Raw genomic sequence first — 21,581 nt, forward strand, 5'->3', positions numbered from 1 at the left:
GTGGCGGGCGACCAGTGGATGTTGCCGCCTTGGAACTTCTGGTAGCAGCCGCCGTTGATCAGGCCGCAGGTTTCCTTGCCCGTCGGGTAGCCGAGCTTTCCGCGGGAGGAACCCAGGCTCGCCCAGGCGGTCCAGATCGGCCCTGAGGTAGCGACAGCGCCCGCCGCAGCGGTCCAGTGGATGAGACCTCCCTGGAAGGACTGATCGCAGCTGCCGACCTGTCCGCAGATTTCATTGCTGGTCGGGTAACCGAGCTTTCCGTTTTCGTAGCCCTGGGCGCCCCATGCTTTGCGGATCGGGTCCCACGTGGCGAACGCTCCGACTCCGGGAGCGTAGTGGATTGCCCCTCCCTGGAACGTCTGGGAGCAGCCTCCCTTAGCCAGGCCGCAGACCTCATTAGCGGTGGGGTAGCCGAGCCTTCCGTTTTCGTAGGCAAGGTTTCCCCAAGCACCGCGGATGCCGCCCCATGTGGCAACCGCGCCGGTGCCGGGCGACCAGTGGATGGTGCCGCCTTGGAACGTCTGATAGCAGCCGCCGTTTACCAGTCCGCAGGTTTCCTTGCCGGACGGGTAACCCAATTTCCCCTTTTCGTAGCCCAAGCTCGCCCAAGTGGCGCGAATGGCGCCCCAGGTGGCGAAGGCGCCGCTGGCCGGCGACCAGTGGATGGTGCCGCCTTGGAAGCTCTGGTAGCAGCCGCCGCTAAGCAGCCCGCAGACCTCATTGGCCAACGGGTAGCCGAGCTTGCCGTTCTCGTAGCCCACGCTGGCCCAGGCCGCGCGGATCGCACCGAGGGTGGCAACCGCGCCGGTGCCGGGCGACCAATGGATGGTGCCGCCTTGGAACGTCTGATAGCAGCCGCCCCGAGTCAGCCCGCAGCGCTGACTGCTGGTCGGGTAGCCAAGTTTGCCCTTTTCGTATCCCAAGGCGCCCCAGGAGGCGCGGATCGCACCGACCGTTGCGACGGCGCCGGTGCTTGGTGTCCAGTGGACAGAACCGCCCTGAAAACTTCTGTAGCACCCGCCGGCCCTTAGCCCGCACGCGACGGCGGATGTCGGGCTGCCAAGGGCGGGTGTGGCTTGAGCGACAGGGTCGATTGCTCTGCCGGCTATTGAGAGTATCGACTCGACCGTCACGCTTGCGGAGGCGGAGGTGATCGCGTCAATGCTTACCCGTGTGCCGGCATGGGTGGTAAAGGTTTGTCCCACTTGCCAGGTCTGGCGGGGATTGTAGTAGCCGGAGAACGGTTTGGAATCCGGCAGCAGAATCAGCGAGCCGGCCCCCAGCTGCTGGACAATTTTGACGCCGCTATTCAGATCCACAGCCTCGGTGGTGTCATAGCTGACGGGCAGCCGCAGCTCCAGGAAATAGACTTCCCCGCTGACGGGATCCGTAAACTTCACTGCCCGGTTCGCGTCGGTGCCAGCCCATGCCATCAGGGTGAATTTCTTCGCGCCGGTGAGGGTCCCTGCGTCTACGATTTCGTCGCCGCGGCCAAACCCCCCGTAGGCCCAAAGGGTTGAGCTGATGGCGGGCTGGCTGCGCTGAGAGATGCCCATCAGATCCAGGCTGTCGCCGTATTCACGGATGTAGCAGCTGGAATCGGCGAATGTCCCGTCCGGGTTCGTGGCGACATCTTGGGCGCCGCTTCCGCACTGAAGGCTGTTTGCGTGCATGAGGCCGAGCACGTGCCCGAATTCGTGCGTCAGGACGCTGTTGGTTAATGTCGCGGGGAGCGGCATGATGACCCGCCCGCTGGTGCCCTGATAACTCCAGCCGGCGCCATACGCGCCGTCGGAGAGTGTGGGTGTGGAGACGAAGACCACGAGGGCGGTATTGGGGCTGGGTGTCCATCCGAGTTCTCCGGCAATCGTGTTCATCATGTCCGGGTAACGCTGCGTTGAGGTGGCCTTGCTGCTGCGGCTCTCCACCTTGGTCACGGTCATCGACAAGCGGCCGTTGGACATTCTCTTCCAGTAGTTGCTGCTGGTGGTGATGGCAGCCTGGGCGGCTGCTTGTGGAATGGTTGCCTTCTTGTCGGCCAACTGGACCAGGACCAGGCGTACTTTGATGTCGCCGGTGCGGGTAAGCGAGTAGGACTCCGTGGTCCGTGCCGTCGCTGAGGCGCCGGCTGGTGCACCCTTTTTGCCGACCGGGGGCGGGTTTTCGAACGTGTGCGCAATGAAGGGCTCGTCGGAGCCTCCCACCGGGAGCGACTCAACCGTTGTGAGCGGCGGGCTGACCCTGGCGGTGGCGGAGGGACTTGGCGTCGGCTGGACCGTTTCCGCGCTGGGTGCCGGGGCTGCAGTGGGTGGCGGCGTCGGGGTTGCTGCCGGAGCTACCGGAGCAGGCGGCGTCGAGGTTGCTGCCGGAGCTACCGGAGCAGGCGGCGTCGGGGTTGCTGCCGTAGCTGCCGAAGCGGTTGCGGTAGCGGCCGCGACGGGCGTCGGCGATTGCTCAGCGCGGGCTGGCGCCGTGCCGGTGGCTGGGACCGAAGCCAAGGCAAGGACTAGCGCGGCAAACAACGCAGTCTTCATCCGTAAGGAGTTCACGTTTATCTTTCATGAGACGGCCGTCCAGCCGACGGGTCAGCTGAACGGCCGCAAGAGACCAAAGAGGACGTCAGTCTACGGATGGCAGGCCGTAATAACGGGGAACCTGCGCCAAACTTTCGACTTGGGTGTCCAATCGTTGCCGAATCTTGAGCAACCGCGCTTGTGAAGAAATACGGGCCCGGCCAGCTCAGCCGGCCAGCTCGAGTTCCAGCGCGTTGGCCTCAACGAAGTCCAGGGCATGCCGGATGGCGCCCACCGTGACGATCTTGTCGCCTAGGGGCGAGACCGTCACGCGCGGCGGGGTGGCGGTGAAGCGGGGGAGCCGCGCTGTGATGCCCGGCAGGAGGGCGCCGGCCGACTCGGCGACGGCGCCGCCGATCACCACTTGCTCGGGGTTGATCAGGCTCGCGATCGAGGCGATGACGCGCGCCATGCGCTCCGAGATCCGGTCCAGGATCGCCAGCGCCGCCGCGTCTCCTGCCGCCGCGTCCTCGAAGACGCGCGGCGCGCTTGCAGGGCCGCCCGCGGACGGTCCGCCGCCCGCCGCTGACCACTGCCTCGCCAGGGCAGCAATGCCGTCGCTGGAGCCAACGCCCTCCACCATGTCCAGATAGCCCATCTCGCCGGCGGCCCCGCCGCGGCCGTGGAGCAGTCGCCCGGATTCCATCACCCCGGCGCCCAGGCGTTCGCCCGCCAGGAGCACCACCAGATCGTCCACGCCCGCGCCGGAGCCGCGCCAGCGCTCACCGAGCGCGGCCAGGTTGGCGTCGTTCTCCAGGAGTACCGTCCAGCCGTGCAGGTCCTTCAGCGCGGAGCGGAGCCCGACGTCGAACAGGCTCCAGAACCGCTGGGTCACGAGCACGTTCCCGTCCCGGTCCACCGGTGCGGCGATTCCGGCACCGACGGCCAGCACCGTGCCCGGGTCTGTTCCCGCGGCCTCCAGCGCCTGGCGGCAGGCGAGATCGATGACGCCGATCCGCTCCTGCGCAGGGATGTCCGCCGCGCGGAAGCTCTCGCTGGACCGGCCGATGACCGTGCCGCGGAGGTCTGCCACGGCGGCTGTGGTGGTTGCGGCGCCGATGTCGAGGCCCAGCACGAACCCTGCCTCCCGGTTGAAGGCAAACCGTCGGGCCGGGCGGCCCTTCCGCGGATTGGCCGGGACTGTGCGGGGCTGGTCCAGCTCCACGATCCAGCCCCGGCCGATCAGGTCCTCGCAGACGGCAATCACCGAGGCCCGGGTGAGTCCGGTCAGGGCCATCAGCTCGGTTCCGGTGGCAACGTCGGCTCCGCGGATGTGGCGCAGCACGGCCTGGGCGTTGACGCGGCGCAGCAGCTGCGGTGTGGCGGCGGCTGCGTGCGGCATCACTTCTTGACCTCTCCTGTTCCCGGACCCATAATTGTTCAGGAATATATTTAGCTTGTATCTAAATTACCAGAAGCCCTCCCAGACCCGAAGGAATCTCCTTTGACCAACACCGCCACGCTGGCAACCCTGTCCGGTTCCGACCTCGCCGCCGACCCCAACTGGTGGCGCCAGGCCTCGGTGTACCAGATCTACCCGCGGAGCTTTTCCGATTCCAACGGTGACGGCCTGGGCGATATCAAGGGCATCACCGCCAAGGTCCCGTACTTGAAGGAACTCGGGATCGACGCCGTCTGGCTCTCCCCGTTCTACCCCTCGGCGCTGGCCGACGGCGGCTACGACGTCGACGACTACCGCGACGTGGACCCCAAGCTCGGCACCCTGGCGGACTTCGACGAGATGTCCGCCGCGCTGCACGCTGCCGGCATCAAGCTGATCGCCGACATCGTCCCCAACCACTCCTCGAACCGGCACGAATGGTTCCAGGAGGCCTTGGCCTCCCCGCGCGGATCCGCCGCCCGCGAGCGCTACATCTTCCGCGACGGCCTCGGCGAGAACGGCGAGCTCCCGCCCTCGGACTGGGAGTCCGTCTTCGGCGGCCCTGCCTGGGAGCGGATCACCGAGCCCGACGGCACGCCCGGCCAGTGGTACATGCACATCTTCGCCAAGGAACAGCCGGACCTGAACTGGGCCAACCGCGAAATCCGTGACGACTTCCTCAAGACGCTCCGCTTCTGGTCGGACCGCGGCGTGGACGGCTTCCGCGTCGACGTCGCCCACGCGCTGACCAAGGACCTCACCGAGCCGCTCATCTCCAAGGTGGAGCTCAGCGCCGCCAACACCGGCACGGACGGATTCCCCGACGGCTCGCACCCGTTCTGGGACCGCGACGAAGTCCACGAGGTCTACGCCGAATGGCGCGAGGTGTTCAACGAGTACAACCCGCCGCGCACCGCCGTCGCCGAGGCTTGGGTGCACGCCACCCGGCGCGCCCGCTACGCCAGCCCGGAGGGCCTGGGCCAGGCGTTCAACTTCGACCTCCTGCAGGCCGACTTCGACGCCGGCGAGTTCCGCGAAATCATTGCCCGGAACCTCGCCGAGGCCACGGAATCCGGGGCCTCCTCCACCTGGGTCTTCTCCAACCACGACGTCGTCCGCCACGCCACCCGCTACGGCCTGCCCCGGGGCGGCGGCAAGCACGCCCAGGGCCAGGACGGTAAGGGCTGGCTGCTGGCCGGCGCCCCGGTCGAAGAGCTCGACGTCGAGCTCGGCCTGCGCCGGGCCCGCGCCGCCACCTTGCTGATGCTGGCCCTGCCGGGTTCCGCCTACCTCTACCAGGGCGAGGAACTGGGCCTGCAGGAAGTCGCGGAGATCCCCGACGCCGAGCGCCAGGACCCCACCTTCTTCCGGAACAAGGGCGTAGAGATCGGCCGCGACGGCTGCCGCGTGCCGCTGCCGTGGGCTCCGGAGGGCACTTCGTTCGGCTTCGGCGCCGGCGCGGCTCACCTGCCCCAGCCGGCCTGGTTCAGCCGCTACGCCGTGGCAGCCCAGGACGGCGTGGAAGGCTCCACCCTGGAGCTCTACCGCAAGGCCCTGAGGCTGCGCCGCGAACTGCAGACCTCGGAGGAACTGCAATGGCAGGAGTCCGGCAGCGCCGACGTCCTGCGCTTCAGCCGTCCCGGCGGCTGGCAGACGGTGACCAACTTTGGCGACGCACCGGTTGACCTGCCTGCCGGCGAGGTGCTGGTCAGCAGCGGCCCGCTGGCGGGTGGACAGCTGCCGGCCAACACCACCGTCTGGCTGCGGTGAGCCCGGCGCCGAAGGATTCGTTGGGCACGTCCGCGCTCGAGGTGAACCTCGCCCAGGAGCTCGTCTATGGCTGCATGGGCCTGGGCGGCAGCTGGGCGGCGGAATCGTATTCGTCCGCAGATGTGGAGGAGGCGGCCACCGCCGTCGATGCCGCCATGGGCGTGGGCATCACGCTCTTTGACCATGCGGACATCTACCGCCATGGCAAAGCCGAGGCCGTCTTCGGCGAGGTCCTGGCCCGGACCCCCGGGCTGCGGGAGAAGATCCGGCTGCAGACCAAGTGCGGCATCCGGCTGGGCGAGCAGGGCCTGGAGACGTACTACGACCTCAGCCGGGACGGCATCCTGGAGCGGGTCAACGAAAGCCTGGCCCGGCTCCGGACGGACTACGTCGACGTGCTCCTGCTGCACCGTCCCGATCCCCTGATGGATCCGGCGGAGGTGGCGTCCGCCGTCGGGCAGCTCATGGCCGAGGGCAAAGTGCGTGCCGTGGGCGTGTCCAACATGTCCGGCCCGCAGATCGAGATGCTGCAGGACCGGCTCGAGGTGCCCGTGGTGGCCAACCAGCTCGAAATGAGCCTGCTGAAGCGTGCCTGGCTCGAAAGCACGGTGCTGGTCAACCATGCCGAGGGCACGGACTACAGCTTCCCGCACGGCACCGTGGAGCACTGCGTCCGGAACGGCATCCGGCTGCAGGCATACGGGTCGCTGGCCCGGGGCCTGTACACCGGGGCGCCGGCCGCCGTGCCGACGCCGGCAGAAGAGGCCACCACCGCCATTGTGGCCGCCCTGGCCGCAGAGAAGGGGACCACGGGGGAGGCGATTGTGCTGGGCTGGCTCATGAAGCACCCAGCCGGGATTGCGCCCGTGATCGGCACGGCCAACCCGGACAGGATCCTCGCCTGCGCCGGTGCCGCCGAGGCCGCCGCAGCGATGACCCGCGCCGAATGGTACGGCCTCTGGGTCGCGGCCAGGGGAAGCAACATCCCCTAGCCCGTCCCGCCGGCACTCACCCAACCAGCTGGCAGTCGAGGCCGTTTTGAGCGCTGAAAACGGCTTCTGCTGCCGGCTGGTTGGGCATGGACGTGATTTTGGTCGTAATGGTCGCCCCTGAGGGCCGGATCGCTTAGCGGCAAGTGCCCTCGGGCGGCTAGCGTAGATGCATGACCTCTACCACCACCGCCGAATCACTTCGGCCCCAGCGCAACATCCCGGCCGACATCGCCCGCTCCTGGCTGCTGGTGAACGCGATGAAGACCGACCTCTTCGACCAGTCCGCCGTCTCCCGGGCCGATGCGATCATCCTCGACATCGAAGACGCGGTGGACCCCTCCCAGAAGGACACCGCCCGCGCCAACGTCGTGAACTGGCTGACCGCCGGTGGCAGCGCGTGGGTCCGGATCAACGACGCCACCAGCCCGTTCTGGGCCGACGACCTCGCCGGGCTGCGCGGCACCCCCGGCCTGCTGGGCATCATGCTGGCCAAAACCGAATCGGCCGACCAGGTCACGGAGAGTTTCCACCGGATGGACGGCAAGACCCCGGTCATCGCCCTGGTCGAGTCCGCCGTCGGCATCGAGGAAGCCAACAACATCGCGAAGGCCCAGGGTGCCTTCCGCCTGGCCTTCGGCTCGGGCGACTTCCGCCGCGACACGGGCATGGCGGCCACCGCCGAAGCCATGGCCTACCCCCGCGCCAAGCTGGTGGTGGCCAGCCGCGTCGGCAACCTGCCCGGCCCCATCGACGGCCCCACCGTCGGCACGAACCACCCGATCCTGCGCGAACAGACCGGCATCACCGTGATGATGGGGATGACCGGGAAGCTCTGCCTCGCGATCGACCAGACGCCGGTCATCAACGAGGTCATCAGCCCCACGCCCTCCGACGTCGCGTGGGCCACGGACTTCATGGCCGACTTCGAAGCCAGCGGCCGCGTCATCCGCGACGGTTCCGACCTGCCGCGCCTGGGCCGCGCCGAGAAGATCATGAAGCTCGCGGTAGCCTTTGGCGTGCAGCCGGCGCTGTAGCCGCCACACCACTCGAGGAGACCCCGTGACCGATACCCGCTATCTGGTTCACGGGGTCTTTTGGGATGGTCCGGCTCCGGTGCCCGCCGCGCCGGGACTTGGACAGGCCGGCGGCGGGCTCCCGGTGTTGCGCCTGCAGGACCCTGACGGCACACGCACCGAACTGGCGCTCGGCGCCGGCGCCCGGCTCGGTTTCCGGCTCGCCGCCGAGGGGAAGCACTGCCTCGGGCACCACCAGGTGCACGGTCCCGCGGACAGGGACCACGTCCTTTGCCCCGCCCGGGCTGCCGCCACCCAGGGCAGCCAGTGCGAACGGTGCTTCGTGCTGGACGACTCCCGGCTCATCCACGACTTCCACCGCGGCGGCCGGGTCCCGCCGGGCCTGCGCGCGTACCTGATGCAGCCGCACTGGCTTTACGTGGCCACCTTCGCCAACGGGGCCAGCAAGGTCGGCACCGCGTCCCACCTGCGCAAATGGAACCGGCTCGCCGAGCAGGGCGCCGTCGTCGCCCGGTACGTCGCCCGCGCCGAGGACGGCCGCGTGGTCCGCATCCTTGAGGACATGATCACGCGCGACGCCGGGCTGCCGCAGCAGGTCCGCGCCGCTGCCAAGGCGGCTGCGCTCGTGGCGCCGGCAGCCGCCGTCGAACTCGATGCCGTGAACGGGCGGCTGGCAGGGGAGGCCCGGACATTGCTCGCCGGCACCGGCGGGGAGGGCTTCGAGGTGGTGGATGAGCGGTGGGTCCGCCCGGAGCTCGCTGCCAGGGCCTGCGCCCAGGCCGCCCGGCATGCCTACCCCCACGACCTGGGCACCGGAGCGCACGGGTTCCGGGTCGACTCGCTGAGCGGCAGCATTGCGCTGGCGGCGCTGGAGGGCAGTGAACTGGAATTCGTGGTGAACCTGGGGCAGCTCAAGGCACGGATGATCGAACTCGGTGACCACGGCTCGGACGTCCCGGCCGTGCAGGAGGCATTGTTCTGAGGCTGGAATTCCCCCGCGACGCGCAGAATACCGTGCGCGCCCGTATTCGGGGGTCGTCAGGCATTATGAGTGCCGCCAGGAATTTTACGGCTCGCGGCGTTGCCGGCGCGCCCCGGTAGACTGGCACGGTGCTGAATGAATTCTGGGCCACCGCGTCAACCACCTATAAGGTGCTCGTTTTCAGCGCCATGGGCCTGATCGCCCTCGGCATCATCCTCAACGTGGTGGGCAACAGCACTGGCAACCAGGCCCTGGCCCTCGCCTCGCTTCCCGTGATCGGGCTGGGCCTGATCCTGCACCTTGCCGGGATTGTGGTCCGCGGCCAGACGATCCGGAAGAACCTCAAGCGCTAGCGGCCGCATTTCGTACCACATGGCTCCGGGCATGCTCCACGGCGTCCGGGAGAGACGTGAACAGGTGCTTGTGATGCCGCAGTGAGCGGATAACCCCCACGTTGGTCACGAGATCCAGATGCTGCGGCTGGACCCCCTTCAGCAGGACCGTGACGCCGCGCAACTCCAGCGCCGAGATCACCTCGACGAGCATATGTGCGCCCGTCGCGTCCAACATCCGCAGCTGGGACAGCCGGATGATGGCCACCTGGACGTCCTTGACCCGGCTGATCTCCTGCAGGACCCGCTCCGCGGCGCCGAAGAACATGGCCCCGTCCAGCCGGAAAATGGCAATGTGATCGTCCCCCGGAACCGGCGTCCCGGGAATGCCCTCGCGCCGGACTCCACTTAGGGAAGCGAACGTCCGCAGCGTGAACACGGCTGCCGCGGCAAGTCCGATCTGGATCGCCACGATGAGGTCGAAGGCGACGGTGATGAGGGCCGTGATCACGAACACCGCGGCGTCGGCCCGGGTAGAGCGGAGGATCGCTGTCACCGTGTGCCGCGAGACCATGCGGGCGGCCGTGACCATGAGGATGCCGGCCAGCGCCGCCAGGGGAATCCTGCCGACGAGCCCCGCCGCCAGGTAGATGATGGCCAGCAGCACCAGGGCGTGCACCACCGCGGAGAGCCGGGTCTTGGCCCCGGAACGGACGTTCACGGCGGTGCGGGCGATCGCGCCGGTGGCGGGCATGCCGCCAAAGAATCCGGCAGCGATCGAGGCCAGCCCCTGGCCGGTAAGCTCCCGGTCCGGGCTGTACGCGCCGGACGGACGGCCGTCCGGTCCTACGATGCCGGCGGCCACCCGGGCCGAGAGCAGGGATTCTATGGCGGCGAGCGTCGCGACGGAGACGGCAGGCATCAGCAGACCGCCCAGAGCGGCCGGATCCACAGAGGGCATGGAGGGTGCCGGCAGGGAGTGCGGAAGTGCGCCGATCCGGGGTATGTCCAGCGCCAGCAGCTCTGCGGCCACGGTGGTGAGCAATACCGCGATCAGGCTCGCCGGCAGGGACTTGTTGAACATGGGCAGCAAGTACATCAGGGCCGCGACGCCCGCCACCACCGCGAGGGTCTGCAGCACGGCCGGCACGGTGGCCTGTGACGCGCTCTCGACGGCGGCCATGAGGGTGTTGTGGCCCGGCGTTCCCTCGGTGCCCGTGGCCAGGGGAACTTGCTGGAGGAAGATGATGGCGGCGATGCCGAGGGTGAAACCCTCCACGACCGGCCAGGGGATGAACGCGACGGCCCGGCCCAGCCCACTTGCTCCCAGGATCATGACGAGCAGCCCGGCCAGCAAAGAGACCAAGGCAATGCTGGCGACGCCGTGGGCGGCGACCACCGGGGCCAGGACCACCACCATGGCGCCGGTCGGGCCGGAGACCTGGACGTTGGATCCGCCCATGACGGCGGCGACCAGTCCTGCCACGACCGCGGTGATGAGTCCGGCCTCCGCCCCGACTCCGGAACTCACCCCGAAGGCCAGCGCCAGGGGAAGCGCCACAATGCCGACCGTGATGCCGGCGAACAGGTCTGTCTTCCAGGCGTACCGCAGGAGCTCGTAGTCGCGGCGGGACGGCACAAACCGGGCGAGGCGTCCCCGGGTCGTGTGAGAGGTCGGGGCCGCGTTTGGTGCGTGGGCCGCGCTCACAGCGCTGTGCTGTTGAGGTGGCCCGTACTGTCGACGTCGCCCGAACTGTCGAGGTGGCCGGCGGGAAGCTCCTGAGCTATCCGGAGCCGTTCGCTGGAACCGGCCAGGCTGTCCAGCAGGAAGACCCGGGCGATCGCGAGCAGTTCCGAGATCTTGGGATGGGCCAGCCGGTAGGTCACCACGTTCGCCGTCCGGACCGACGTCACGACCCCGTGTCGGCGCAGTGTCGCCAGATGCTGGGACAGATGCGAGGCCTCCAGGCCCGTCTCGGCGAGCAGGTAGCCGACCGGCGCTGCCGTGTCCGGTGCGGCGGCCAGAAGCTCGAGGATCCGGATGCGGGCCGGGTGGGCGAGGGCCTTGAACAGGTTGGCCTTGATTTCGTAGAGCGGGGTCTGCGCGGCGGAGATCATGCGCGAAGGAAGATCATGGCAGGAAGACGCTTTCTCGCATCGCAGCCCGGCGGGGCGATGGCGCGGATTGATGGATTGATGTTTTCATCATATCGTGCCGGTCAAGCCCTGCCGGAGCGCCGGTCGATACCCGTCCGAGCCCGGCCCGCACCCTGTCACGAAGCCGGAGGGTCCGGGGCGTGGCGATAGGCTGGAACCATGACTATCAATCCGGACCTGCAGGGGCGCAGCTACCCTGCCGCAGAGGTGTATGACGTCGGCCGCGAGAAGATCCGCGAGTTCGCGCGTGCGGTCAAGGCCACCCACCCCGCCCACTTCGATGTTGCCGCCGCCGAGGCCCTGGGCCACAGCGACCTCGTGGCGCCGCCGACCTTCGCCATCATCGTCGCGCAGCGCGCCGACGCGCAGCTGATCGAGGATCCGGATTCCGGGATCGACTTCTCCCGCGTGGTCCACGCCGACCAGCGGTTCACCCACCACCGCCCGATCATCGCGGGCGACCGGCTGGTGGCCGAGCTGCACGTCGACGGCGTCCGCGCCATGGGCGGCGGAGCCATGATCACCACCCGTTCGGAAATCTTCGCGCTTGCCCCCGGCGATGCCACCGATGCCGCCGGCGTCCGCGAGCCGGTCGCCACCACCACGTCGTCCATCCTGGTCCGCGGAGAGGGACAATAGCCATGAACGTCAACATCGCAGAACTCGCGGTCGGCCAGGACATCGGCAGCCGCAGCATCACCGTCACCCGCACCGACCTCGTCAAGTACGCAGGCGCATCCAGTGACTTCAACCCAATCCACTGGAACGAGGCTTTCGCCACGGGCGTCGGCCTGCCGGGCGTGATCGCCCACGGCATGTTCACCATGGGCGCCGCCGTCCAGCTCGTGACTGACTGGGCCGGCGACCCCGCCGCCGTCGTCGACTTCCAGACCCGCTTCACGAAACCGGTGCCCGTCGCTGACACCACGGGGACGCCGGAGGCCGGTGCCGTGATCGAGGTCAGCGGAGCCATCGGAGCGCTCGACGTCGACGCCGGCACCGCCCGCGTCGACCTCACGGTCCTCTCGTCCGCCCAGAAGGTCCTCGTCAAGGCCCAGGCCGTCGTCAGGGTGGCCTAGCCCTTGGCTATGCTGTGACTAAGTCTGCTGCGACCAAGGATGTCTTCGTCCCGGCCGCCGAGATCACGCGCTGGCGGAACGCTGTGGTGGTGGCCTACGGGGCGAGCGGAATCGCGTTTTCCACGTGGGTGTCCCGGCTGCCGGCCATCCGCGACGGCCTGGACCTGACTCCCGGCACCATCGGACTGCTCCTGCTCTGCATGACGGCGGGATCCTTCCTGTCCGTGTCCGCGTCGGGCCTGATTGTCCTTCGGCTCGGCTCCAAGCTCACCATCCGGATCGGCAGCACCATGGTCGGCTTCGGGCTGATTCTGGCAGGCTTCGGCACCTCCGTGGTCGCCAACCCGGTGGTGGTCGCCGCGGGACTGGCGATAATCGGACTGGGCACCGCCAGTTGGAACACCGCGTCGAACGTCGAAGGCGCCGCGGTGGAACGCGCGGTCCGGCGGCACATCATGCCCCGGCTGCACGGTTCCTTCAGCCTGGGCACAGTGGCAGGCGCCGGGCTGGGTGCCTGGGCTGCCGGCGCCGGGATCCCCGTCTTCTGGCACCTCGCCGCGGTGGGCCTGCTGGTGGCGGGCTCGGTGACCACAGCTGCTGCGTGGTTCCGGGCGGACATCACGCCGGTTGAGGGGGACCGCCCCTTCAAAGCATCCGGGACAGATACGTTTGAGGATCCTTCCACCGGGCCCATCCCGATCGTCCGGCAGGCGGACGCGGTCCCGGAGCAGCCGCTGGATAACAAACGCCAGATCGCGCAGGCTTGGCGTGACAGGCGCACCCTGCTCCTGGGCGTGCTGGTCCTCGGACTTGCCCTCGCCGAAGGGGCGGCCGGGGACTGGGTGGCCCTGGCGCTGGCCGACGGCCACGGCCAGACCGACGCCGCCGGAGCCGCTGGGTACGGGCTGTTCGTCACGTTCATGACCATCGGCCGCTTCGCCGGCACCGTGGTACTTGACCGCTTCGGCCGGGTCCCAGTGATGCGCTGGTGTGCCGCGCTGGCGGTCCTGGGCCTCGGCTTGTTCGTCTTCGCCCCAGTGCCGTGGCTGGCCTACGTGGCCTTGGCCGTCTGGGGACTCGGCGCCTCGCTGGGCTTCCCGGTGGGCATGTCCGCCGCGGCCGACGATCCCGTCAAGGCCGCTGCCCGGGTGTCCGTGGTGTCCACGATCGGCTACGGAGCGTTCCTGTGCGGGCCGCCGCTGCTGGGTCTGCTGGCCGAGCACGTCGGCATTCTCCACTCGCTGCTTGCCGTCATGGTGATGCTGATCGTCAGCTTCCTGCTGTCCCCGGTGGCGCGCAAACTCCCCGTGCCCGCCCGGGCCCTCTAGCACCGGCTTAGGCCAGCGGATGATCCCGGCTAGGCTGGTCAGGTGACCCAGATCCAGCTCTCCACCCTGACCACCTCCGCCGTCGGCGGCCCCGCCGGCAGCTACATCGAGGCCCGCAGCGAGGCCGGGATCATCGACGCCGTGCGCACGGCGGACGCCGCCGGCCAGCCCTTGCTGATCATCGGCGGCGGCTCCAACCTGCTGGTGTCCGACGACGGGTTCCCCGGCACGGTGCTCAAGATCGCCTCGGAAGGGTTCACCGTCAACGCCGAGGACTCCTGCGGCGGCGTGGCGGTGGTGGTCCAGGCCGGCCACAACTGGGACGCCTTCGTTGACCACGCCGTGAAGCATGCCTGGTCCGGCGTCGAGGCTCTCTCCGGCATCCCCGGCGCCACGGGCGCGACTCCCGTGCAGAACGTCGGCGCCTACGGGTCCGACGTCTCGCAGACGATCGCCGCGGTGCGCACCTGGGACCGGGAACGCAACGCGGTGAAGACCTTCACGAATTCCGAACTCAAATTTGGCTACCGTGACTCCATCCTGAAGCGGACCACCGTCAACGGCTCGCCGCGGTATGTGGTGCTCACCGTGGAATTCCAGCTCCCGCTCGGCAGGATGAGCGCCCCGGTCCGCTACGCCGAACTCGCCCGGGCGCTCGGCGTCGAGCAGGGCCGGCGGGCCTACTCCAACGACGTCCGGCGCGAAGTGCTGCGGCTCCGGGCGTCCAAGGGCATGGTCTGGGATGCGAACGACCGTGACACCTATTCCACGGGATCCTTTTTCACCAATCCGATCGTGTCCGAAGACGTCGCGTCACGGCTGCCGCAGGAGGCCCCGCGTTACCCGGCGGGTGCGGACGGGCTGATCAAGCTCTCGGCGGCCTGGCTGATCGACCAGGCCGGGTTCGTCAAGGGCTTCGGTCTGGACCCGGACAGCGTCTCGGGCGGCCGGGCATCGCTTTCCACCAAGCACACGCTCGCCATCACCAACCGGGGAGGGGCGAGCGCGGCCGACATGCTGGCCGTTGCGCGAGAGGTGCGCCACGGCGTCAGCGAACGTTTCGGCATTGAACTGCACCCGGAACCGCTGCTGATCGGCGTCGCCCTGTAGGAAAAGGCCGGTTCTCTAGGAAAGCCGGATCTTGAGGAAGGCCGGTTCTCTAGGCGGCCGGGGGCGCCTACCGGTCCGTGTGGCGGGGGGCCACCTTGCTGAACAGCATGAAGGTGAAACCGGAGGCCGCGGCCCCGAGCAGGAAGACCTGGCAGAACGCCACGGACTGAACGCTGGGCCCGCTCTGCAGCACCAGTCCGGCGCACGCAAACGCCACGGCGCCGGCGAGAAACGCCAGGGAGCCGAGCAGGAAGGCCTGTACGGTGGCCGGAAATTCGCCGGCGTAGTCGAGCTGGAGCTCCCGGCCCCGCGGGGCAATGCTGCCGCGCTCCACGCCCGCCTGCGTCCGTGCCTGAGACCGTGCCCGCGGCTGCAGCGCAGCGGCCGTGACGAAGCTGCCCACGGACACTGCCATGCACAAACCGGCAACCAACTGCAGGGTGCTCATGATGGGCGAGAGCCGGGTGCCGCTGGCGATGGCGACGGCGAGCCCGGCAGCCATGCCGGCGGCGCTGGAGGCCCAGCCCAGCAGGGCCAGCTTCCGGCACAGGGGCCGCAGCAGCGGCCACACCTCACTCATAGTCATGCATCAAGGGTAAAGAGGCCCGCTGGACGGCGGCTGGGAAGAGCCGGGCAACAGCCCGACAGCCAGCACAGGCAGGGGTCACCAGCGTCCTGCCATGGGCGTCTCACGATAGGCGTCCTACCATTGGTCCATGGCAATAGTGGCGGGGGGGCAACAGTGGCGGGGGCAACAGTGACAGGGGCAACAGTGACGGGCATCCGGCTCAGCCCCGGGATCATGGGCAGGCTGCGGCTCGCCGCGCAGGGTTTGCTGGGACCCGGTTTTGAGACCGTCCCGGAAGCAGCCCGCGCCATGACGGCGATGCAGGCGCAGGACCTTTCGGCCGTTCTCTGGGCTGTCGGCCAGCGCGTTCCGGGTGCCCGCGTTGACGATGTCCGCGGGGCGCTGGATCGGGCGGAGGTGGTCCGCTCGTGGCCTATGCGCGGCACCCTGCACGTGCTGGCCCCCGAAGATTTGAAGTGGATGCTGGCCATCACCTCCGATCGACTGATCCGTGGCATGGCGGGGCGTCACCGAGAGCTGGAGATCGATGCCCGGGACGTGGAAGCAAGCCGTGAGGCAGCCCTGGAACTCGTCCAAGGTGGAGGATCGGCGACGCGCCAGCAGCTATTCGCAGCTTTTGAGGCTGCGGGCCAGTCCACGGCGGGCCAGCGCGGAATCCACCTGCTGGGGATGCTGTGCCAGCGGGCCTGGCTGGTCTTGGGACCGACCGCGGGGAGCCAGCAGCTCATCAAAGCCTTTGACGAGTGGATCCCCAAATCCCGCGAACTGGACCGTGCCGAAGGCATTGCGGAACTGCTGTTGCGGTACATGCTCAGCCACGGCCCGGCCACGGAACGCGACTTCGCGTGGTGGTCGAACACGCCGGTGACAGAGGTCCGCACCGCCTTGGCTCTGGTGAAGGACCAGCTCGTTGGGCTGGAGTTCGAAGGAGCCACCTATTGGCTGTCGCCGGCCACCGCGGCACTGCTCGAGGACGGTGTGCCCGGACAGCGCACCGTGCTGGCCCTGCCAGGGTTCGATGAGTTCCTGCTGGGCTACACGGACCGGTCCCTCGTGCTGCCGCCGGAGCACGCCGACAAGATCGTCCCGGGCGGCAACGGCGTGTTCAAGAAAACAATCGTCTCGGGCGGTCAAGTGATCGGCACATGGGCGCGGGCGGGCATTGGCAAAACGGGCACTGGCAAAACGGGCACTGGCAAGGCGGCCGGCGTCGTGCCCGAACCCTTCGACGCTGTTAACGGCCTGCGGCCTGCCGCACAAAAGTCTCTTGAGCTGCAGGCCGCGAAGTACCGCAGATTCCTTGGTGCCTGAACGGGTGGCTGAAGGGGCGCCTGAACGGCCCTAGAGGTTTCCGGTGGCGATGCGGAGCATGCGCCGCAGCGGCTCGGCGGCGCCCCACAGCAGCTGGTCGCCGACCGTGAACGCGCTGATGTACTCCGGACCCATCTCCAGCTTGCGGATCCGGCCGACAGGGATGTCCAGGGTGCCGGACGCCGCCACGGGCGTGAGCTCGGCCATCGAGGCTTCCTTGGTGTTCGGCACCACGCGGGCCCACTGGTTGTCCGCGTCCACGAGCTTCTCGATTTCGGCCACCGAGAGGTCCTCGCGCAGCTTGAGGGTCAGGGCCTGGGAGTGCGAGCGCATCGCACCGATCCGGACGCACAGGCCGTCCATGATGATCCGATTCCCGGCGGAGGTGCCAAGGATCTTGTTCGTCTCCACCCCGGCCTTCCACTCTTCTTTGGACTGGCCGTTGCCGAGGTCCGCATCGATCCAGGGGATCAGGGAACCGGCCAGCGGGACGCCGAACTGCGTGGCGTCGATGCCGGAACGCTGGTGCGCCAGGACCTTCCGGTCGATCTCCAGGATCGCCGACGCCGGGTCGTCCAGTTCGGTGCTCACCTCGGCGTTGAGGCTGCCGAACTGGTTCAGCAGCTCACGCATGTGGCGCGCCCCGCCGCCGGAAGCCGCCTGGTACGTCATGGACGTGCCCCACTCGACGAGGTCGTTCTTGAACAGCCCGCCCAGTCCCATCAGCATGCACGACACGGTGCAGTTGCCCCCGATGTAGTCCTTCACCCCGCCGGAGAGGCCGGCGTCGATGACGTCCCGGTTGATGGGGTCCAACACGATGATGGAGTCCTCGTTCATGCGCAGCGTGGAGGCAGCATCGATCCAGAGGCCGTCCCAGCCGCGGCTGCGGAGCTCGCCGTGGACCTGCTTGGTGTAGTCCCCGCCCTGGGCGGTGACAATAATGGGCAGCTTCGCCAGCGTCTCGAGGTCGAACGCGTCCTCGAGCTTGCCGGCCGCGCCCGCGGCGGCACCCGCAATGGCCGGGGCGGCACCGCCCGCGTTCGAGGTGGAGAAGAAGACCGGGTTGATGGTGGCGAAGTCGCCCTCGTCCTGCATGCGCTGCATCAGGACGGAACCGACCATGCCACGCCAACCGACCAGGCCGACGGACGGGGTAGCTGCTGTAGTCATGGGCCCAGTTTAGACTTCACAGCCCGCCCGGCGCAGTCGGTTACGTCACGGGTGTTATTCGCCGCGCGGCTCTTCCAGCAACGCCGCCTTGCGCCGGCGCAGCGCAAAGACCGCCCCGAAGGTGAAGACCTGGGTCACCACCACCAGCACGATCGCCCCGAGGATCTTGTTGCCGCCCAGGATCATGGTCAGGCCCACGATGGCCGAGAGCAGCGCGAGCAGGGGCAGGAGCATGTACCCCAGGACAAAGAGTGTCTCGGGCTTCCGCAGCATCACTTGGCCTCCGTCCGGCGCCACAGCGTGATCCGGTAGCGGGTGCCGTTGGCGGAGGTCAGCCAGCCGTTGGCCGGGAGGCTGGCGGAGGCGGTCCAGTCGTAGCCGAGTTCGGGAGCGAAGGTGTCCCCTTCGGCGGTGGTGTCGATTGTGGTTACGACGGCCACGTCGGCAAGGTCCAGCGCCTGCGCAAAGATCTCGCCGCCGCCAATGATCCAGACGGTCTCATGGCCGGGAACGAACTGGGATTCGAGCAAAGCGTCGTCGAGCGACGCGACCGCGACGGCGCCGTCCGCGCCGGGGGTGTCCCGCCAGGCGGCCTGGCGGGTGATGACGATGTTAGTCCGGCCGGGCAGCGGGCGGTACTGGTCCGGGAATGACTCCCAGGTCTTGCGTCCCATGACGACCGGGTGGCCGGAGGTGAGGCTGCTGAAGTGCCTCATGTCCTCGGGCAGGTGCCACGGCATGGCGCCGGCGTGGCCGATGACCCCGGTGCTGGTCTGGGCCCAGACCAGCCCCAGCCCAGTGGTGGACGCGCGGAGTTGTTCAGTGAAATCGGCGGGCTGCACGCCCGGGGTGTCTTCGTTGCTCATACGGCTATCGGGGCCTTAATCGTCGGGTGGTGCTGGTAGCCGACCACCTCGAAGTCCTCGAGGGTGTAGTCGAAGATGGAGTCCGGCTTGCGGGTGATGTTCAGCTGGGGGTAGTCGTAGGGCTCGCGGGCGAGCTGCTTGAGGACTTGGTCCATGTGGTTGTCATAGATGTGGACATCCCCGCCTGTCCAGACGAATTCGCCCGGTTCCAGGCCCGTCTGCTGCGCGATCATGCGCGTCAGCAGGGCGTAGGACGCAATGTTGAACGGCACGCCCAGGAAGGTGTCCGCCGAGCGCTGGTACAGCTGGCAGGAGAGCTTGCCGTCGGCGACGTAGAACTGGAAGAACGCGTGGCACGGGGGCAGCGCCATGTCCTTGAGTTCGGAGACGTTCCAGGCCGAGACAATGTGCCGGCGCGAGTCCGGGTTGGACTTCAGGTTCTCGATGAGTTCGGCGATCTGGTCGATGTGGCCGCCGTCGGGCGTGGGCCAGGAGCGCCACTGGACCCCGTAAACGGGACCGAGTTCGCCGTCGGCGTCGGCCCATTCGTCCCAGATGGTGACGCCCTGGTCCTGCATCCATTTGACGTTCGTGTCGCCGCGGAGGAACCAGAGCAGCTCCACGGCCACGGACTTGAAGTGTACCCGTTTGGTGGTGATGAGCGGGAAGCTCTTGCTCAGGTCAAAGCGGAGCTGGCGGCCAAAAACGCTGAGGGTGCCAGTTCCGGTACGGTCTGATTTGTGCGTGCCGTGCTCGAGGACGTCGCGCAGGAGGTCTTCATAGGGCGTAGGAATGCTCACGGTTCCAGTCTACTGAGAACTCGCTGGCTCCCTTATTCGTGTGACCATCCCTGTCTCGCTCGGAGGATCTCCAGCAGGGCGGCGTCGTCCAGGCCGGCATTGCGGCCTTCCGCAATGTAGCGGTCGACGGCGGCGAGCACCTCCGCGGTGGCGGCCTCTTGCCCATGGGCGTCCGTACGGGCCGGCGGGGCAGGCGTCCCCGCGACCACCGTGCCGTTGCGCCGCCGGGTTTCGATCAGTCCCGCCAGTTCGAGTTCCTTGTAGGCCCGCGCGACCGTCCCGGCCGCCAGACCCAAGTCCGATGCAAGGCTGCGGACTGTCGGCAGCCGGATTCCCGGTGCCAGCGTCCCGACTGTGATGAGGGAGGCGATCTGCGCCCGGATCTGTTCGAAGGGGGGAACAGGCGAACGCAGGTTGACGGAGATCCCTGCGTTCACGTGGCTGGCTCCTTGTCCGGCCGCCGAAGTTGAGCTGACCGTGCCCGGGCCAGCGTACGGACAGGGATGACGGCGATGACCATGGCCGCGGCGCCCAGCACAGAGCCTGCCAGGGTTGCCGGCCACCACGTTCCGGCGGCCGGATTGACGGCATTCCCGAACGCGTCCGGCCCGAACACTGCCGCCCACGCCAGGCTCTGGGTCAACAACAGGACACCGGCCTGGGCGGTGAGGGCGGCCGCGAGGGTCCGCACTGTCCGGTGGAGGGTGACCGCGCGCAGGGCAGCGTCCAGGCCGCGCGGGGCGTCGCGAACACCTTGGCGGAACCTGGCCGTGAGGAACGCCGGGAGGGAGGCAGCGCAGGCCCCGGCCGTGAGCAGCCCGGCCGGAACCCAGCCCGGTCCTTCGGCGAGGCGTGCCTGCCCCACCGCCGTGACGCCCAGGACGGCAAGGAAGACGAGCAGCGCCAGGACAGCCGTGGTCAGCAGGGCGGGGCTCACCGGTTGCCGCGGCCAGCCGCGCGGCGCTTGGGGACTTCCGTAGTTGTGCTGCAACAGGAACTCGCCGGCGGCAATGACCAGCAGCACGGAAGCGGCCGTGAGCGCCACGACGCCCGCGACACCGTAGCTGGCAGCCATGAGGAGCTGGGCGAGGAAGACGCCGGCGACCAGGGGCACAGCGGCCGCCAGCCCCAGCAGCGCCCCGAGGGACGAGACCAGCCTAGCGGCCGGGTGCTGGCGGCCGGTGGCGACCCCTGATTCCGGCCGGTTCCGGACGCCCAGGGTGGCGGCCGCGAGCCGAGGGGGCCGCCACCACCACATGACGAGGAGGACCGCGGTTGCCGCGAGGCCGGCGAAATTCGTCCACGACGTCAGCCCCTGAGCGGGATCGGGACGGGTCGCGAAATTCCCCGCGATGACCGCCAGCCCGGCAGCCACCGTGGACACTGTGCGCAGCAGCCGGTTCATCGCGATGGTCCGCAGTACAGCGTTGTCGGCGGCGTCGAGGGACTCCAGCTGGCGGCGGCGGGCGATCAGCCACAAAACCAGCCACGTCCCGACGGCCAGCACCAGCAGGGCGCCGCCGAGCCAGGCGGCCACTTCCGGTCCGGGGATGCGGCCGTCGCCTCCGGCTGTGTAGTAGTAGTTGTTGTACTGATCGTCGCTGACCGTGGTGGGAGCCACGGCCGCAAATCCGGGCAGCGTGGCGGCCCGGGCGATGGCCGCGGCGGCCGAGACGAAGATCGCAGCCGTGGTCAATGCCAGCCTGCGGGGCACGAAGTCTCTGATACCCCGCACGGACAGCACGGCCTCCCGCCGCATCCGCCGCGGACCCGGGTAACTGACCTGGCCCAGGGCGTGCACGGTCAGGCAGCCCAGGACCGGCCATGCCAGCGCCGGGACGATCGACTCGGCGCTCACCACGGCGACGGCCGCTGACGGATTGGCCGGGATGATGCCCAGAGTCATGGCGCCCTGGAGCGAGCTCGCCAGCCAGCCGATCACACCCACCCACAGCCCGTGCTCCGACACGCTCTGCGGCGAGGTTCCGGCCCCGGGAGGCCAGATCACCCACCGGAGCACGGCATAGACGAGCAGTGCTGCGATCGCCGGGCCGAGCAGCAGCATCGGCGGCAGGTAGAACAGGACCGGCATGAAATCCCCCAA

At 68.6% G+C, this 21,581-nt stretch carries 21 protein-coding genes; 10 read left to right on the top strand and 11 right to left on the bottom strand.

The window, feature by feature from the left end; genetic code table 11:
* Together BLQ10_RS13740 and BLQ10_RS13750 are read right to left on the bottom strand one after the other, a co-directional pair.
* Positions 1-2,534: M43 family zinc metalloprotease (locus BLQ10_RS13740; RefSeq protein ID WP_254785562.1), on the bottom strand; the 2,534-nt coding region annotated here is incomplete at its 3' end.
* Positions 2,535-2,739: 205 nt separating this feature from the next.
* Positions 2,740-3,915 (bottom strand): ROK family protein, encoded by a 1,176-nt coding sequence (locus tag BLQ10_RS13750; RefSeq protein ID WP_091563009.1) that lies wholly within the window; start codon positions 3,913-3,915, stop codon positions 2,740-2,742.
* A gap of 102 nt (positions 3,916-4,017) precedes the next feature.
* Here BLQ10_RS13750 and BLQ10_RS13755 point away from each other — a divergent pair, with 102 nt between their 5' ends.
* The 5 genes from BLQ10_RS13755 (at position 4,018) to BLQ10_RS13775 (ending at position 9,085) form a co-directional block, all read left to right on the top strand.
* A complete protein-coding gene (locus BLQ10_RS13755; RefSeq protein ID WP_091563012.1) occupies positions 4,018-5,724 on the top strand; it encodes a glycoside hydrolase family 13 protein in 1,707 nt (568 codons plus the stop codon).
* Between the two features lie 20 nt (positions 5,725-5,744).
* Positions 5,745-6,716, top strand: coding sequence for an aldo/keto reductase (locus BLQ10_RS13760; RefSeq protein WP_302847323.1), 972 nt, complete (start codon positions 5,745-5,747; stop codon positions 6,714-6,716).
* Positions 6,717-6,886: 170 nt separating this feature from the next.
* Positions 6,887-7,750 (top strand): HpcH/HpaI aldolase/citrate lyase family protein, encoded by an 864-nt coding sequence (locus BLQ10_RS13765; protein WP_091563017.1) that lies wholly within the window; start codon positions 6,887-6,889, stop codon positions 7,748-7,750.
* Between the two features lie 25 nt (positions 7,751-7,775).
* The gene (locus BLQ10_RS13770; RefSeq protein ID WP_091563020.1) at positions 7,776-8,732 is read left to right on the top strand and encodes a DUF2797 domain-containing protein; all 957 of its coding nucleotides are present in this window, start codon (positions 7,776-7,778) and stop codon (positions 8,730-8,732) included.
* A 128-nt stretch (positions 8,733-8,860) separates the two neighbouring features.
* Positions 8,861-9,085, top strand: coding sequence for a DUF3188 domain-containing protein (locus BLQ10_RS13775; RefSeq protein ID WP_091563021.1), 225 nt, complete (start codon positions 8,861-8,863; stop codon positions 9,083-9,085).
* Here the strand turns inward: BLQ10_RS13775 and BLQ10_RS13780 are convergent.
* Both BLQ10_RS13780 and BLQ10_RS13785 read right to left on the bottom strand, forming a co-directional pair.
* Positions 9,075-10,772, bottom strand: a complete 1,698-nt coding sequence (locus BLQ10_RS13780) for a SulP family inorganic anion transporter (RefSeq protein WP_091563024.1) — start codon at positions 10,770-10,772, stop codon at positions 9,075-9,077. The two genes, BLQ10_RS13775 and BLQ10_RS13780, sit on opposite strands and share 11 nt — an antisense overlap.
* Positions 10,769-11,182 carry an ArsR/SmtB family transcription factor gene (locus tag BLQ10_RS13785; RefSeq protein ID WP_091563026.1) on the bottom strand — a complete coding sequence of 138 codons (414 nt, stop codon included), beginning with the start codon at positions 11,180-11,182 and terminating at the stop codon, positions 10,769-10,771. Before BLQ10_RS13785 ends, BLQ10_RS13780 begins: the two co-directional genes overlap by 4 nt.
* A 198-nt stretch (positions 11,183-11,380) precedes the next feature.
* Here BLQ10_RS13785 and BLQ10_RS13790 point away from each other — a divergent pair, with 198 nt between their 5' ends.
* From BLQ10_RS13790 to BLQ10_RS13805, 4 genes are read left to right on the top strand one after another with little or no spacing between them, the layout of a single operon-like run.
* Entirely contained in the window at positions 11,381-11,860 is a 480-nt protein-coding gene (locus tag BLQ10_RS13790; protein WP_091563029.1) for an FAS1-like dehydratase domain-containing protein, read from the top strand.
* A 2-nt stretch (positions 11,861-11,862) separates the two neighbouring features.
* The gene (locus BLQ10_RS13795) at positions 11,863-12,300 is read left to right on the top strand and encodes a MaoC family dehydratase (protein WP_091563031.1); all 438 of its coding nucleotides are present in this window, start codon (positions 11,863-11,865) and stop codon (positions 12,298-12,300) included.
* A 14-nt stretch (positions 12,301-12,314) separates the two neighbouring features.
* The gene (locus BLQ10_RS13800) at positions 12,315-13,628 is read left to right on the top strand and encodes an MFS transporter (RefSeq protein ID WP_091563033.1); all 1,314 of its coding nucleotides are present in this window, start codon (positions 12,315-12,317) and stop codon (positions 13,626-13,628) included.
* A gap of 42 nt (positions 13,629-13,670) precedes the next feature.
* Positions 13,671-14,738, top strand: coding sequence for a UDP-N-acetylmuramate dehydrogenase (locus tag BLQ10_RS13805; protein WP_091563035.1), 1,068 nt, complete (start codon positions 13,671-13,673; stop codon positions 14,736-14,738).
* A gap of 67 nt (positions 14,739-14,805) precedes the next feature.
* On the opposite strand, the gene BLQ10_RS13810 is transcribed toward BLQ10_RS13805, so the two are convergent.
* Positions 14,806-15,324 (bottom strand): hypothetical protein, encoded by a 519-nt coding sequence (locus BLQ10_RS13810; RefSeq protein WP_254785563.1) that lies wholly within the window; start codon positions 15,322-15,324, stop codon positions 14,806-14,808.
* Between the two features lie 216 nt (positions 15,325-15,540).
* Here BLQ10_RS13810 and BLQ10_RS13815 point away from each other — a divergent pair, with 216 nt between their 5' ends.
* A complete protein-coding gene (locus BLQ10_RS13815; protein WP_091563346.1) occupies positions 15,541-16,638 on the top strand; it encodes a winged helix DNA-binding domain-containing protein in 1,098 nt (365 codons plus the stop codon).
* A gap of 30 nt (positions 16,639-16,668) precedes the next feature.
* Here the strand turns inward: BLQ10_RS13815 and asd are convergent, their stop codons facing one another.
* The 6 genes from asd to BLQ10_RS13845 are packed head-to-tail and all read right to left on the bottom strand — an operon-like array spanning position 16,669 to position 21,569.
* On the bottom strand, positions 16,669-17,811 hold the full coding sequence (gene asd / locus BLQ10_RS13820) for an aspartate-semialdehyde dehydrogenase (RefSeq protein ID WP_091563039.1): 1,143 nt from the start codon (positions 17,809-17,811) through the stop codon (positions 16,669-16,671).
* A gap of 54 nt (positions 17,812-17,865) precedes the next feature.
* A complete protein-coding gene (locus BLQ10_RS13825; RefSeq protein ID WP_090575192.1) occupies positions 17,866-18,084 on the bottom strand; it encodes an NF038396 family protein in 219 nt (72 codons plus the stop codon).
* Positions 18,084-18,677, bottom strand: a complete 594-nt coding sequence (locus BLQ10_RS13830) for a dihydrofolate reductase (RefSeq protein ID WP_091563042.1) — start codon at positions 18,675-18,677, stop codon at positions 18,084-18,086. Before BLQ10_RS13830 ends, BLQ10_RS13825 begins: the two co-directional genes overlap by 1 nt.
* Positions 18,674-19,477 carry a thymidylate synthase gene (locus tag BLQ10_RS13835; RefSeq protein ID WP_079550143.1) on the bottom strand — a complete coding sequence of 268 codons (804 nt, stop codon included), beginning with the start codon at positions 19,475-19,477 and terminating at the stop codon, positions 18,674-18,676. Before BLQ10_RS13835 ends, BLQ10_RS13830 begins: the two co-directional genes overlap by 4 nt.
* A gap of 32 nt (positions 19,478-19,509) precedes the next feature.
* Positions 19,510-19,914, bottom strand: a complete 405-nt coding sequence (locus BLQ10_RS13840) for a GntR family transcriptional regulator (protein ID WP_091563044.1) — start codon at positions 19,912-19,914, stop codon at positions 19,510-19,512.
* A complete protein-coding gene (locus BLQ10_RS13845) occupies positions 19,911-21,569 on the bottom strand; it encodes a hypothetical protein (protein WP_254785564.1) in 1,659 nt (552 codons plus the stop codon). Before BLQ10_RS13845 ends, BLQ10_RS13840 begins: the two co-directional genes overlap by 4 nt.
* Positions 21,570-21,581: the final 12 nt, after the last annotated feature.

The organism is Arthrobacter sp. ok362, from assembly GCF_900102785.1.
GTDB lineage: Bacteria > Actinomycetota > Actinomycetes > Actinomycetales > Micrococcaceae > Arthrobacter.

Coding starts and splice junctions, on each gene's coding strand:
- BLQ10_RS13810 (WP_254785563.1), bottom strand. CDS start 15,324: ATGACTATGAGTGAGGTGTGGCCGCTGCTGCGGCCCCTGTGCCGGAAG.
- BLQ10_RS13790 (WP_091563029.1), top strand. CDS start 11,381: ATGACTATCAATCCGGACCTGCAGGGGCGCAGCTACCCTGCCGCAGAG.
- BLQ10_RS13785 (WP_091563026.1), bottom strand. CDS start 11,182: ATGATCTCCGCCGCGCAGACCCCGCTCTACGAAATCAAGGCCAACCTG.
- BLQ10_RS13815 (WP_091563346.1), top strand. CDS start 15,541: ATGGGCAGGCTGCGGCTCGCCGCGCAGGGTTTGCTGGGACCCGGTTTT.
- BLQ10_RS13750 (WP_091563009.1), bottom strand. CDS start 3,915: ATGCCGCACGCAGCCGCCGCCACACCGCAGCTGCTGCGCCGCGTCAAC.
- BLQ10_RS13825 (WP_090575192.1), bottom strand. CDS start 18,084: ATGCTGCGGAAGCCCGAGACACTCTTTGTCCTGGGGTACATGCTCCTG.
- asd (WP_091563039.1), bottom strand. CDS start 17,811: ATGACTACAGCAGCTACCCCGTCCGTCGGCCTGGTCGGTTGGCGTGGC.
- BLQ10_RS13845 (WP_254785564.1), bottom strand. CDS start 21,569: ATGCCGGTCCTGTTCTACCTGCCGCCGATGCTGCTGCTCGGCCCGGCG.
- BLQ10_RS13795 (WP_091563031.1), top strand. CDS start 11,863: ATGAACGTCAACATCGCAGAACTCGCGGTCGGCCAGGACATCGGCAGC.
- BLQ10_RS13830 (WP_091563042.1), bottom strand. CDS start 18,677: ATGAGCAACGAAGACACCCCGGGCGTGCAGCCCGCCGATTTCACTGAA.
- BLQ10_RS13765 (WP_091563017.1), top strand. CDS start 6,887: ATGACCTCTACCACCACCGCCGAATCACTTCGGCCCCAGCGCAACATC.